The sequence below is a fragment of the Pseudoxanthomonas suwonensis J47 genome (assembly GCF_000513955.1).
Lineage (GTDB): Bacteria > Pseudomonadota > Gammaproteobacteria > Xanthomonadales > Xanthomonadaceae > Pseudoxanthomonas > Pseudoxanthomonas suwonensis_C.
The window spans coordinates 88,348-100,922 of sequence record NZ_AZUZ01000013.1 but is presented as its reverse complement, the minus strand read 5'-3'; the positions used below and the strand labels follow the sequence as shown (position 1 = coordinate 100,922).

The 12,575-nt window shown below is 72.5% G+C and carries 11 protein-coding genes; 4 read left to right on the top strand and 7 right to left on the bottom strand.

Going from position 1 to position 12,575, the window contains the following annotated elements; translation table 11 throughout:
- Positions 1 to 186: 186 nt before the first annotated feature.
- The 4 genes from hemF to M503_RS0105375 all read right to left on the bottom strand — a co-directional run bounded on the left by hemF (position 187) and on the right by M503_RS0105375 (position 4,664).
- Positions 187 to 1,134 (bottom strand): oxygen-dependent coproporphyrinogen oxidase, encoded by a 948-nt coding sequence (gene hemF / locus M503_RS0105390; protein WP_028928136.1) that lies wholly within the window; start codon positions 1,132 to 1,134, stop codon positions 187 to 189.
- Positions 1,135 to 1,209: 75 nt separating this feature from the next.
- Positions 1,210 to 1,755: a hypothetical protein gene (locus tag M503_RS0105385; RefSeq protein ID WP_028919245.1), complete on the bottom strand. Its 546-nt coding sequence runs from the start codon at positions 1,753 to 1,755 to the stop codon at positions 1,210 to 1,212.
- A 52-nt stretch (positions 1,756 to 1,807) separates the two neighbouring features.
- Complete coding sequence (locus M503_RS0105380; protein ID WP_051414291.1) at positions 1,808 to 2,239, bottom strand: NUDIX hydrolase; 432 nt, start codon at positions 2,237 to 2,239, stop codon at positions 1,808 to 1,810.
- A gap of 40 nt (positions 2,240 to 2,279) precedes the next feature.
- Positions 2,280 to 4,664, bottom strand: a complete 2,385-nt coding sequence (locus M503_RS0105375) for a S9 family peptidase (protein WP_028919247.1) — start codon at positions 4,662 to 4,664, stop codon at positions 2,280 to 2,282.
- Between the two features lie 173 nt (positions 4,665 to 4,837).
- Between M503_RS0105375 and M503_RS0105370 the strand changes: the two genes are divergently transcribed.
- Both M503_RS0105370 and M503_RS0105365 read left to right on the top strand, forming a co-directional pair.
- On the top strand, positions 4,838 to 6,175 hold the full coding sequence (locus M503_RS0105370; RefSeq protein ID WP_051414289.1) for an AMP-binding protein: 1,338 nt from the start codon (positions 4,838 to 4,840) through the stop codon (positions 6,173 to 6,175).
- Positions 6,176 to 6,280: 105 nt separating this feature from the next.
- Positions 6,281 to 7,303: a patatin-like phospholipase family protein gene (locus tag M503_RS0105365; protein WP_028919249.1), complete on the top strand. Its 1,023-nt coding sequence runs from the start codon at positions 6,281 to 6,283 to the stop codon at positions 7,301 to 7,303.
- Positions 7,304 to 7,578: 275 nt separating this feature from the next.
- On the opposite strand, the gene M503_RS0105360 is transcribed toward M503_RS0105365, so the two are convergent.
- The 3 genes from M503_RS0105360 to M503_RS0105350 form a co-directional block, all read right to left on the bottom strand.
- Complete coding sequence (locus tag M503_RS0105360) at positions 7,579 to 8,892, bottom strand: serine hydrolase domain-containing protein (RefSeq protein ID WP_028919250.1); 1,314 nt, start codon at positions 8,890 to 8,892, stop codon at positions 7,579 to 7,581.
- A 115-nt stretch (positions 8,893 to 9,007) separates the two neighbouring features.
- A complete protein-coding gene (locus tag M503_RS0105355; RefSeq protein WP_051414286.1) occupies positions 9,008 to 10,033 on the bottom strand; it encodes a pteridine-dependent deoxygenase in 1,026 nt (341 codons plus the stop codon).
- The gene (locus tag M503_RS0105350; protein WP_231472323.1) at positions 10,030 to 11,427 is read right to left on the bottom strand and encodes an NAD(P)/FAD-dependent oxidoreductase; all 1,398 of its coding nucleotides are present in this window, start codon (positions 11,425 to 11,427) and stop codon (positions 10,030 to 10,032) included. Before M503_RS0105350 ends, M503_RS0105355 begins: the two co-directional genes overlap by 4 nt.
- Before the next feature lie 147 nt (positions 11,428 to 11,574).
- Here M503_RS0105350 and M503_RS0105345 point away from each other — a divergent pair, with 147 nt between their 5' ends.
- A complete protein-coding gene (locus tag M503_RS0105345) occupies positions 11,575 to 11,841 on the top strand; it encodes a phosphopantetheine-binding protein (protein ID WP_028919253.1) in 267 nt (88 codons plus the stop codon).
- Between the two features lie 4 nt (positions 11,842 to 11,845).
- A complete protein-coding gene (locus M503_RS0105340; RefSeq protein ID WP_051414298.1) occupies positions 11,846 to 12,571 on the top strand; it encodes a hypothetical protein in 726 nt (241 codons plus the stop codon).
- Positions 12,572 to 12,575 lie beyond the last annotated feature (4 nt).

Sequence of the window (12,575 nt, the reverse complement as noted above, 5' to 3'; positions counted from 1 at the left end):
GATCCATCCATGTTCGGAATGGTGATATAGCCCTCGACAGGTGCAACGCCTGTCGACGGATCTCTCCCTTCCCCTGGAGCAGATCTACCCGGAGCGGGACTCCTCCCCAAGTCGCCGTTCCCAGCCCCGTCGAGCCCCCCCTGCTCGGCGGGGCTTTTTATTTCCGCCTTCCCCCGGATCCGGCCCTCAGGGTTGGCCCGCGCGCGACTGGCCCCCCAGCCAGNCNCNCNGGACCAGGTACTCGTGCAGGCGCGCCTCCGGGCTGCCGGGCTGCGGCTGGTAGCCGTACTCCCAGCGCACCCGCGGCGGCAGGCTCATCAGGATCGATTCGGTGCGGCCGCCGCTCTGCAGCCCGAACAGCGTGCCGCGGTCGTAGACCAGGTTGAACTCGACGTAGCGGCCGCGGCGGTACAGCTGGAACTCGCGCTCGCGTTCGCCGTACGGGGTGTCCTTGCGGCGCTCGACGATCGGCAGGTAGGCGTCGAGGAAGCCGTCGCCGACCGCGCGCATGTAGGCGAAGTCGCGCTCGAAGTCGCCGTGCAGGTCGTCGAAGAACAGGCCGCCCACGCCGCGGGTCTCGTTGCGGTGGCGCAGGAAGAAGTACTCGTCGCACCAGCGCTTGTGTTCGGCGTAGCGGTCCGGGCCGAAGGGCGCGCACAGGTCCGCGGCGGTGCGGTGCCAGTGCTCGATGTCCTCGTCGAACGGATAGAACGGGGTCAGGTCGAAGCCGCCGCCGAACCACCAGGCCACGGTTTCGCCGTCGCGCTCGGCGCGGAAGTGGCGGACGTTGGCGTGGGTGGTCGGCAGGTACGGATTGCGCGGGTGGAACACCAGCGACACGCCGGTGGCGCGCCAGGAGGCGCCGGCCAGTTCCGGGCGGGCGGCGCTGGCCGACGGCGGCAGGCGGCTGCCGGACACGTCGGAGAAGCCGATCCCGGCCTGCTCGAACACTGCGCCCTCGCGCAGCACGCGGGTGCGGCCGCCGCCGACGTGCGAAGGGCCGGTGGGCTCGGCATTGCGGGTCCAGGCGTCCTCGACGAAGCGTGCCTGCCCGTCGGCCGCCTCGATGGCGGCGCAGATCCGGTCCTGGAGTCCGGTCAGGTAGTCGCGAACGGAATCGAATTGCGGGTCCATGCCCGGGATTCTAGTCATGGGGAAGCTTCTGTCCTTTGATTCCGATCAAGGGGGAGCGGCCGGCGGCCGCGGCGATCAGCTGAACTCGGCCCGGACCTCGGGCGTGCACAGCTTCCAGGCCAGCCAGCCGTGCAGCGCCGCCAGGCCGACCGCGCCCAGCGCGGTGGTGATGAAGGTGATGCGCTTGCTGAACTGCATCTGGGCCAGCAGCTGGGCGCCGTCGGGGCTTTCCAGCAGCTGCGTCGGGTACATGTCGATCAGCCCGTCGAAGAGCGGGTTGACCAGGACCAGCCCGGCGAAGTTGACCAGCGCGGTGAGGACCAGCAGGCCGATGAACAGCCAGCGCCCCCATTCCCGGCGGCGCAGCAGGCCCCAGGAGGCGGCGAGGAAGACCAGTGCCAGCGCCAGCTGGGCCGTGGTCAGGGCCACCCGGTAGTCCAGGATCCACATGAACCTGTTCAGGATCGCCTCCGGACCGGTCGGAGGCTGGGCGGGGATGTCGGGCATGGCCGCGGCGAACATGACCAGCAGCGCCGACGTCATCACGGCGATCGCGGCCAGCACCACGCTGATCATCGCGGTCACGGTGACGAAGCCGGTGCGAGGCGGCGGCTGGCTCATGGATTCCCGGGTGACTGGCTGGCCGGATTGTGCCGGGCGCGCGGGCGGCCGCCTACGGGGCGGCGGCGACCACGGCCGGCATGATGTGGCCGGCGCTGAGCGGGGCCACCGGCACCGGGAACGGCGCGCGCGGCGCCACCCAGGCCAGTTCGGCGATCTCCGCCTGCGGCACCGGTTCGCCCTCGACCTCGACCAGGAAGGCCTCGGCGCGCACGCGGCGGCCCGGCTCGTTCACCGCCGAGTCCTCGAACTCGCCCAGCGTTTGCGCCCCGGGCAGCAGGCGCACGCCCAGCTCCTCGGCCAGCTCGCGGCCGAGGGTGGCCAGGCTGTCCTCGCCCGGTTCGCGCTTGCCGCCGGGCTGGATGAACACCTTCGAGGCCTGCTTGCGAACCAGCAGGATCTCGCCGCGCGCGTTGCGGATCACCGCGGCGACGGTGCGGATCGGTCCGGGTTCGGCGGCCGGGGCGGGTGCGTGTTCGGTCATGGAGCGTTCCTGCGGACAAGAAAGAGAGGTATCGGCGCGCTCACTTCAGCGTGCGCTCGAACAGCTTGAGGATGCGCTTGTATTCGTCCAGCCAGGAGTCGGCGCGGGTGAAGCCGTGGCGCTCCAGCGGGTACGGCGCGATCTCCCAGTTGTCCTTGCGCAGTTCGATCAGGCGCTGGGTCAGCACCACCGAATCGCGGAAGAACACGTTGTCGTCGATCATGCCGTGGGCGATCAGCAGCTCGTCCTGCAGGCCCTGCGCGTACTCGATCGGCGAGGACTTGCGGTAGGCCTCCGGATCGATGTCCGGGGTGTTGAGGATGTTGGACGTGTACTCGTGGTTGTACTGGGTCCAGTCCACGACCGGGCGCAGCGCGGCGCCGGCCTTGAACGTGCCCGGCGAGCGGAACAGCGCCATGAAGGTCATGAAGCCGCCGTAGCTGCCGCCGTAGATGCCGGCGCGGTCGCGGTCGCCCTGGCGGTTGGCCACGACCCAGTCCAGGCCGTCCAGGTAGTCCTCCAGTTCCGGATGGCCCATCTGCCGGTAGATGGCGGTGCGCCAGTCGCGGCCGTAGCCCTCGCTGCCGCGGTAGTCCAGGTCCAGGACCACGTAGCCCTTCTCCACCAGCAGGTGGTGGAACATCTGCTCGCGGAAGTAGTTCGGGTAGCGGGCGTGCACGTTCTGCAGGTAGCCGGCGCCGTGCACGAACATCACCACCGGGTACTTGCGGCCCGGCTCGTAGTCCTTCGGCCCGTAGAACTTGCCCCACACCGTGCCGGCGCCGTGCTTCGAGGGCACCTGCACGATCTCCGGCTCGATCCAGTCGCGCGCCTTGAACCCGGCGCTGCGGGTGTCGGTCAGCTTGCGCGCCTCGCCGCCGGCGACCGGCGCCACCGCGATCTGCGGCGGCAGGTAGGCGGCGGACCAGCGCACCAGCAGCTGGCGGCCGTCCGGCGACAGGCTGAAGTCCTCCACGCCGTCCAGCGCGGTGACCTCGCGCACCTGGCCGCTGGCCAGGTCCAGCGCGCAGACCTCGTAGTCGCCCGGCCACTGCCGGTTGCACAGGAACAGGAAGCCGTTGCCGTCGGCGGTCAGCACCGGCGAGGAGGCTTCCCACTTGCCGGAGGTGCGCTGCTGCGGACGGCCGTTGCCGGCCTGGGTGTACAGGTGCGAGTAACCGGACTCCTCCGACAGGAACCACAGCGTGCGGTTGTCCGGCAGCCAGCCGAAGTCGTTGAAGTTCCAGTTGATCCAGGCCGGGTCGTTGAGCCGGTGGCGCGACTGCAGGGTGGCGCCGTCCAGGTCGACCGCGGCGATCCAGCGGTCCTTGTTGTCGACCGCGCGCAGCATCACCGCGACGTTGCGGCCGTCATCGGTCCAGCGGATCGCCGCGTTCGGGCCATCGCCGCCGACCTGCACCGGGCGCAGGCCCTTGAGCGGATCCTTGCCGGCGGCCTTGCGCAGCGCCGCCAGCGGATCGACGCCGATGCCCGGCAGCGGGTCGAACTCCAGTTCGCGCACGCTGCCGTCGACGGCGTCGACCAGCCACAGCGCGTGCGGCAGCGGGTCGTTGCGGCCGACGCGGGTGCGCACGTCCTCGAATTCCTCGTAGCCGGACTCGGTGACGTAGGTCGGCATCTTGCCTTCGCGGCCGGCGTCGGCGCCCTTCTTCTTGGTCACCACCAGCAGGTGGCGCGCGTCGGGCGAAAGGCTGCTGTCGACGATCTCGACCTCGTCGCCGAGGTAGGCCGGGCCGGGTGCGCGGGTCGGGTCGGCCTTGCGCCAGGCTTCCTCCTGCGCGCGCTGGGCGTCGCGGCGCTCCTTGTCCTTGCGCAGGGTGTCGATGGTGCGCAGCTGCTGCTCGCGCAGCAGGTCGGGCTTGGGCGGCGCGGCCGGGTCCTTCTCGGCCTTGAGCGAGGCGACCTGGGCCACGCCAAAGCCGGCGTTCCACTTGAACCAGTCGTTGCCGGCGCGCCAGATCACCCCGCCGTCGGCGGCGAAGCGCGGCTGCGATTCGGCCACGGCGCTGCGGGTCAGCTGGGTCAGCGTGCCGGAGGACAGGTCGCGCAGGAACACGTCGCCGTTGCGGACGAAGACCATGCGCCGGCGGGCGGGGTCGTACACCGGGTCCGGCGCATCCAGGCCGGCGCGCTCGGCGTCGGAGACGCGCTGCAGCGCGCCGCCGGCGACCGGCTGGCGCCAGGTGTCGCGGATGGCGGTGCCTTCGCGCTTGAGCAGCAGCTGCGCCTCGCGGCCGTCCCAGCTCCACCAGGCCTTCTCCACCGGCGGGCCGATCCAGTCCGGGTCGGCCATGGCCTGCTCGATGGCCAGCGGGGCGGGCGCCTGGGCGGCGGCCGGCAGGGCGGCGAACAGGGCGGCCGGGGCGAGGAGCAGGGGCAGGGCGCGCAGCAGCGGACGGGTCATGGCGACGGCGGCAGTTTCGGGAGCCGGGCAGGGTAGCAGTCCGCGGCGGGCCGGCCACCGGTGGAAGGTCACGGTTCGCGGCCAAGCCTTGCCTGCGTGGCACGCGCCGGCCAAGCTAGCCGCGGAACAAGGGCGGGCAACGGGTCCGTCGCACAGGGGACCTGGCAGCACCGATGTCGGCCGTCATCCAAACGCACAACCAGGGCGGCCGGCTGCCGCTGGCCGCGGGCCATCCGGACCGGGTCCTGGTGTTCGATGGCGAGGGCGCGCTGACCCTCGGCGCGTTCATGCAACAGGCCCGTGCGCTCGCCGCCGGGTTGCCGGACGCCCGCCATGTCGTGCACCTGGCCGAGGACCGCCGCCGCTTCCTGCTGGGCTTCTGCGCCGCCGCCCTGCGCGGGCAGGTGGCGCTGCTGCCGCCGTCCGGCGCGCCCGGCACGGTCGCCGAGATCCTCGAGGCGCATGCAGCCGGCGGTGCCTATCGCCTGGAGGCCGGGCGCATCGATGCGGTGGCAACGCAGGCAGCGGCCGCGGATCCGGCGGTGCCGGCGGTCGAACCCGACGCGCTGGCCGCGATCGGCTACACCTCCGGCAGCACCGGGCGGCCGCAGCCGCACGCCAAGACCTGGGCGGCCTTCGCCACCGGCGCGATGCAGAACCTGGCCGAGCTGCAGGACCTGTGGGGCGCGGCGCAGCCGCAGGTGGTGGCCACGGTGCCGCCGCAGCACATGTACGGCATGGAGATGACGGTGATGCTGCCGCTGCTCGGCGGCGCGGCGGTGCATGCCGGCAAGCCGCTGTTCCCCGCCGACGTGGCCCGCGCGCTGCACGAGGCCAATGGCGCGCGCCTGCTGGTGACCACGCCGGTGCATCTGCGCGCGCTGCTGAAGTCCGGGGTGGCGCTGCCGCCGCTGTGCGGCATCGTCTCGGCGACCGCGCCGCTGCCACGGGAACTGGCCGCCGAGGTCGAGGACCGCTACGGCGCCGAGGTGCGCGAGGTATTCGGCTCGACCGAGACCTGCGTTTTCGCGCGCCGCCGCACCGCGCGCGACGAGCTGTGGACGCCGCTGCCGGGCGTGCGCCTGGCGCCGCAGCCGGACGGCACCCAGGTGGACGCGCCGCACCTGCCGGCGCCGGTGGTGCTGGCGGACCTGTTCGAGGTCCATGCCGATGGCCGCTTCCGCCTGTGCGGGCGCCAGGCCGACCTGCTGGAGATCGCCGGCAAGCGCGCCTCGCTCGGCGACCTGACCCGGCGCCTGCTGGCGATCCCCGGGGTCGAGGATGGCGTGGTCCTGCAGCTGGAGCCGGACCGGCCCGGCGGGGTCGGCCGGATCGCGGCGCTGGCGGTGGCGCCGGGGCTGGAGGCGGGGGACATCCTCGAGGCGCTGCGCGGCTCGGTGGATCCGGTGTTCCTGCCGCGCCGGCTGCGCCTGCTGGAGCGGCTGCCGCGCAACGAGACCGGCAAGCTGCGCCGGGAGACCCTGCTGGAGCTGCTCGCGGGCGCGCCCTAGGGCGCATTCATCCGCCATGCCGGAAGCGGCGGGCGGGCGGTTCTAGAATCCTCGGCGCCGCATGCCGCGGCCCTTCCCGTGATCCGATCCGTGCGCCGTTCCCCGCTGTCCCGATCCGTGCCCCGTCGCTGGCTCCCCGTGCTGGCCCTGCTGCTGCTGGCCGCGTGCGGGGGCACGAAGCCGGAGGCGCCGCCGCAGGTGGTCGCGCCGGCCGCGCCCGATCCGGTGGTGCCGCCGCCGCGCATCGGTCTGGCGCTGGGCGGTGGCGCGGCCAAGGGCTTCGCCCATATCGGCGTTATCAAGATGCTGGAGGCCAACGGGCTCAAGCCCGACGTGGTCGCGGGTACCAGCGCCGGCAGCGTGGTCGGGGCGCTCTATGCCGGCGGCATGGATCCGTTCCAGCTGCAGGAGAAGGCGGTGGCGCTGGACGAGGCCAGCATCCGCGACGTGCGCCTGTTCGGCGGGGGGCTGGTGCAGGGGGTGGCGCTGCAGGACTACGTCAATGCGCAGGTCGGCAAGCGGCCGATCGAGCGCCTGCGCAAGCCGTTCGCGGCGGTGGCCACGCGTCTGGAGACGGGCGAGCGCACGGTGTTCGTGCGCGGCAATACGGGCCAGGCGGTGCGCGCGTCGAGCAGCGTGCCGGGGGTGTTCGAGCCGGTGACCATCGGCCAGTACCAGTACGTGGATGGCGGGGTGGTCAGTCCGGTGCCGGTGGACGCGGCGCGCCAGCTCGGGGCGGACGTGGTGATCGCGGTCGACATCTCCAGCAAGGCGACGGGCAAGCGTCCGGACGGGATGCTGGGCATCGTCAACCAGTCGATCGCGATCATGGGCCAGCGCCTGGGCGAGCAGGAGCTGGGACGCGCGGACGTGGTGATCCGGCCGGACGTGCTGGACTACGGTTCGGCGGATTTCACCAGGCGCAACCAGGCGATCCTGGAAGGCGAGAAGGCGGCGCTGGCGGCGCTGCCGCAGATCCGGGCGGCGCTGGAGAAGGCCAAGGCGCAGAAGCTGGCGCAGGCGGCGGCGCAACGCCAGGCGGCGCAGGCGACGCCGCCGTGCGAGGAGGGTTCGCGCTGGAATCCGCTGAAGCGCAAGGGCGGGGACTGCAAGGCGGAGAAGCGCTGAGCAGTCCTTGCTGTTGTCTGGCGATATCGCGGCAACAGCCAGAGCAACAGCTTCAGGGGGGCAGCTTCGGACGGAGCCGCGGCAACGTGGGGGTATGCCGCATCGCGCGGTTCCGCCATCCCTGGCTCCAACGCGCGACCGCAGGCCATCCATGGCCTGCTTGCGCCATACCCCCGCGCTACCGCGTCTTCGGGAGCATCTGGGTGGTGGCTTCGCTCTTTGCCCCCCTCTCCCTCCGGGAGAGGGGCCTATCCCGGATGTCGGCCTTGTCCGGGCTACTTGCGCGGCGCGGCCGCAGTCGTGTCGTCGAAGTACACCGCGTCGCGGAAGGTCTTGTGCAGGGGGACCTTGCCGAAGGGCAGCCACTGGGCGAACAGGACGGCGGCGATGTCGTTGACCGGGTCCACCCAGAACAGGGTGTTGGCGGCGCCGTCCCAGAAGAATTCGCCGACTTCGCCGGAGGCTTCCCCGGCATCGGCCGGCGGGGCGATGCGCACGGCGAAGTCGATGCCGAAGCCGACCTGGCCCTTGCTCGGCAGCCAGGAGCGGTCGTGCGGGCCGACCTCGCGCGGCAGCGCGTCGGTGGCCATCAGGCGCACGGTCGAGGGCTGCAGCAGGCGCACGCCATCCAGCTCGCCGCCGTCCAGCAGCATGCGGGCGAAACGCATGTAGTCGTCGAGGGTCGAGGTCAGGCCCCAGCTGCCGGGCTTGAGCCGGGTGTCGCGGCCGTTGATCTTCATCGCCTCGACGTCGGGCACGCGCGACATCACGCCATCGTCGCTGCGCAGGTACAGCGCGGCGAGGCGGTCGCGGTCGGCGGCGCGCACGACATAGCGGGTGTCCTTCATCCGCAGTGGTTCGAACACGTGGGCCTGCAGGTAGGCGTCGAACGGCTGGGCGGAGAGCACTTCGACCAGGCGCGCCTGCACGTCCACCGCCGGCGAGTACAGCCAGCGGGTGCCGGGCGGGTAGAGCAGGGGCACGCTGGCGATGCGGCGCACTTCCTCGGCCAGGGTGTTGTCGAAGTTCTCCGGGTCGGCCTTGCGGTACATCGCGCCGACCGGGCTGGGATCGTCGTTGCCGCCGACGAAGCCGGCGGTGTGGCGCATCAGGTCGCGGATGGTGATGGGGCGCTCCGGCGCCTCCAGCAGCGGCCGGCCCTGCGCGTCGGTGCCGGAATAGACGCGCACCTTGCCGAACTCCGGCAGGTAGCGCGACACCGGGTCGTCGAGCTGGAACTTCCCCTGTTCGTACAGCTGCATCAGCGCCACGCCGGTGACCGGCTTGGTCATCGAGAAGATCCGCACGATGGTGTCGCGCGTCATTGGCCTGCGGGCCTCGCGGTCGGCCATGCCGAAGGCGCCGAAGTACGCTTCGCGGCCGTCGTGCCAGACCAGGGCGGAGGCGCCGGTGATCTCGCCGGCATCGACGAAGCGGCGCAGGGCGGCGTCGAGGCGCGCAGGGTCGATGCGGGCCACGCCGGCCTCGGGGCGTGCATCGGTGGCAGTCGGCTCCGGGACGGGCGCGGCCGCCACGGTGGCGGTCGCGAAGGACAGGCAGGACAGGAACGCCAGGCGCAGCAGGTTCATCGTCACCCTTCCGGTTGGTACGGCATTGGAGTGGCGCCGGCCGCGGGGCCGGGGCGAATGCAGCGCGGGGGAGTATCCCAGACGCGGGCGAGGCCGGCGCAAGCGCCGGCCTTGCTCAGGCCTGCGGCGTGGCCGGTTCGCCGTGCACGCCGTCGATCTCGATCAGCAGCTCGCGGCGGCAGACGTGGGCGTGCAGCAGCAGCCGCGGCACCGACGGGCCCAGGCGGGCTTCCAGCAGCGCGGCCACGGTGGCGGCGTCGCCGGGCTCGCGCACGTAGACCTTCAGCGCGCTGCCGCTGCCGAGCGCAGCCGGTAGCGAGGGCTGCAGCCGGCGCGCGGCGTCGACCAGGCTGCCGATGTTGGCCAGGGTCTCGTCGAGCTGCGCGGCCACCGAACCGCAGTGCTGCGAGGCGTGGCCGACGATGGCGGCGGTGCCGGACAGCAGCAGCGGCATCGCCGCCCCGGCCGGCGGCAGCATCGCGCGGGCGAAGCTCGGCGGCTGCGGGCCGTACTGGCGCGGGTAGCGGTAGGCGCTGACCTGGCGCGGGTTCTCCAGCGGCGTGCCGGGTTCGCGCGCGGCCAGCCAGTACACCTGCAGGCGGCGCTGGCCGTCGCAGCGGCCGATCGCGGTGGCCGCCGGCAGGCTCGACGTATCCATGCCGCCCATGCCGGCGACGCGGCCGACGCAGAAGCGGCGGTAGCGCTCCTCGTCGCCGTCGCCGACGGTGATGGCGTCCAGGTAGTTCCAGATGCGCAGCAGGCGCGGCATCTGGCTGGCGCCGACGAAGGCGACCAGCCGCGAATAGGCGCGCGCGGTCGCGGCCTCGATGCCTTCCTCGCCTTCGTCGACTTCCAGCGAACCGAACAGCAGGCGCCCGTCGGTGGCCCAGGCCAGGCCGTCGTCGCGGCCGTGGCTGACCGGGGCGGCTGCGCGCCAGACCTCGATGCACGGCGGCCCCTGCAGCGGTTCCAGCGGCACTCGCAGCCAGCGCGGATCGTCCAGCACCGGCGCATCGGGACCGAAGCCGAGCACGGCCAGCACCTGCGGGTCGGCCAGCTGCCGGGCAAGGGTGTCGGCGGGCGCGTAGGACACCTGCAGCCGCGGCGCGGCCAGGTCGGCGAAGGGCAGGGGCCGGCTCACGGGTTGCCTCCCTGCAGGGTGTCGCCGCTGAAGCGCTGCCGCACCTGGCGGCGCCGGCGCAGCCAGCCGGCCAGCGCCTGCGGCGCCATGCGCAGCGCGGTCAGCGCATAGACGATGCGGAACACCTGCAGGCGCCAGCGCACGGCGAAGTTGTCGAACACGTCGCCGGCCAGCATCGAGATCACCGCCTGCTCCAGCTGCAGGTGGTTGCGCGGTTCGGCGAACAGCCGCTCCATCACCGGGGTGGTGAAGCGGTAGATGAACCAGGAGAAGTGGCGCAGGCCGCGGCGCAGGCGGCGGTCCATGGCGCGCTGCTCGGCGGCTTCGCGCGAAGGCTCGCGCAGGATCGCGTCGACCGTGGCCGCAGCCTGTTCGCCGCTGTTCATGCCCAGGTAGACGCCGGAGGAAAACACCGGGTCGATGAAGGCGAAGGCGTCGCCGGCCATCACCCAGCCCGGGCCGTGCATGCGGCTGCAGGTATAGGAGTAGTTGCCGGTGGCGTGCACCGGCGCGACGCGCTCGGCGTTGGCCATGCGCGTCCAGACCGATGGAGTGTCACGCAGGGTCTGCATCAGGAACGATTCGTTGTCGCCCTTGCGGGTCTTCAGGTATTCGGGGAAACACACCGCGCCGACGCTCATCACGTCGCCGGTGAGCGGGATCAGCCACATCCAGCCGTGGGCGAAGCGCTCGACGGTGATGTTGCCGGCGGACTCGCCCTCGCGGCGGGTGACGCCGCGGAAGTGGCTGAAGATCGCCGCCGACTGGTGCCTGGGGTTTTTCTTCTTCAGCTTGAGCCTGCTGCCGAGGAAGGTGTCGCGGCCGCTGGCGTCGACCAGGTAGCGCGGGTGGAAGGCCAGCGCGGTGCCGTCGGCCTGGCGCGCGTGCACCACGGCCGGGCGGCCGTCGGCGCCGAACTCGACCTGCTCGACCTTCACCTGCTGGCGCGCATCCACGCCGCTGGCCAGCGCGTTGTCGAACAGCAGGCTGTCGAACTCGGCGCGCTTGACCTGGAAGGCGTGGCCGAAGCGCGGGTTGAGCGCGCGGTCGAAGCGGAACACGTTGACGCTGTCGGCGTCGCCGCGCATCGGGAAGTCGGCCCCGGGCTTGTACACGCCGATCGCGCGCACCTGCTCCAGCACGCCCAGGCGCTCGAGGATCGGCAGGTTCATCGGCAGCAGCGATTCGCCGATGTGGAAGCGCGGGTGGACGTCCTTCTCCAGCAGGGTGACCTTCCAGCCGCGGCGGGCCAGGAAGGTGGCGGCGGTGGTCCCGGCCGGGCCGCCGCCGATCACCAGCACGTCGGTCGCGATCGCGGCCCCACCAGCGCCGGTCGCCGGCTCCGTGCGCGCCGGTGGCGCGGACGGGGTGTTCGGCGGCTCGGGAAGGGTCATGCGGAGGGCGGCCCTGCGGGGTGCTGGAAGGACGCCGGATGATAGCGCGGGCGCCCGCCAGGCGGTTCACGCGGCCTTGCCGGGCTTGCGCGGCGGCGTCCGATGCCGGATCGTGGCCGCCCTTGCAGAACCCGGATCACCCGACCCATGCCGCAGACCGAAGCCGAACGCGAACTGGCCCAGCTCCTGGTGGAGAGCCTCAACCTGGAGGGCGTGGACCCGCAGGCGATCGACCCGGAGGCGCCGCTGTTCAACGAGGGCCTGGGCCTGGATTCGATCGACGCGCTGGAGCTGTCGCTGGCCGTCGGCAAGCGCTACGGCGTGCAGCTGCGCGCCGACGGCGACGACAACAAGCGCATCTTCGCCTCGCTGCGCGCGCTGGCGGCCCATGTCCAGGCGCACCGCGCCAACTGACGTGATGGTCGCCGGTGGCGCGGATGGCCGCGATCCCGCCGCCGCGCTGGCCCTGCCGGTCCAGCTGCTGCTGGGCGTGGCCTATCCCGTCCTGGCGCACCTGGCCGGTACCCGCGGCGGCATGTGGCCGGCGCTGGCGCTGGCCGACCTGGTGCTGCTGATGCTGGTGCTGCCGCTGCTGCACCGGCGCTGGTGGGCGCTGGGCCTGCTGGCGGTGTCGCTGGCGCTGCTGGCCGCACTGGCCGGCACGCTCTGGCTGGACCTGCTGCTGCTGGCGCCGCCGGTGCTGTTCACCGGCTGGCTGGCGTGGCTGTTCGGGCGCAGCCTGCTGCGCGGGCGCACGCCGCTGGTGACCCGGATCGTCTCGGCGCTGTACGCGCAGTCGGGCTGGCCGCTGCCGGAAGGCCTGCCGGCCTACGCGCGGCGGCTGACCCTGGGCTGGGCGCTGCTGCTGGCGGGACTGACCCTGGCCAACGCCGCCCTGGCGGTGTGCGCGGTGCCGGGCGGGGTGCTGTACGCGCTGGGCCGGGAGCCGTGGATCGCGGTGCCGCAGCATGCCTGGTCGTGGTTCGCCAACCTCCTCAACTACGGCATGGTCGGCGGCTTCATGGTGGCCGAGTTCCAGTACCGCAAGCGCCGCTTCCCGCAGCGGCCGTACCGCAACGGGCTGGATTTCGCCCGGCGGCTGGCCGCGCTGGGCCCGCACTTCTGGCGCGACCTGCTGCGCTGAGCCG

Coding starts and splice junctions, on each gene's coding strand:
- M503_RS0105385 (WP_028919245.1), bottom strand. CDS start 1,755: ATGAGCCAGCCGCCGCCTCGCACCGGCTTCGTCACCGTGACCGCGATG.
- M503_RS0105380 (WP_051414291.1), bottom strand. CDS start 2,239: ATGACCGAACACGCACCCGCCCCGGCCGCCGAACCCGGACCGATCCGC.
- M503_RS0105375 (WP_028919247.1), bottom strand. CDS start 4,664: ATGACCCGTCCGCTGCTGCGCGCCCTGCCCCTGCTCCTCGCCCCGGCC.
- M503_RS0105370 (WP_051414289.1), top strand. CDS start 4,838: ATGTCGGCCGTCATCCAAACGCACAACCAGGGCGGCCGGCTGCCGCTG.
- M503_RS0105360 (WP_028919250.1), bottom strand. CDS start 8,892: ATGAACCTGCTGCGCCTGGCGTTCCTGTCCTGCCTGTCCTTCGCGACC.
- M503_RS0105350 (WP_231472323.1), bottom strand. CDS start 11,427: ATGACCCTTCCCGAGCCGCCGAACACCCCGTCCGCGCCACCGGCGCGC.
- M503_RS0105345 (WP_028919253.1), top strand. CDS start 11,575: ATGCCGCAGACCGAAGCCGAACGCGAACTGGCCCAGCTCCTGGTGGAG.
- M503_RS0105340 (WP_051414298.1), top strand. CDS start 11,846: ATGGTCGCCGGTGGCGCGGATGGCCGCGATCCCGCCGCCGCGCTGGCC.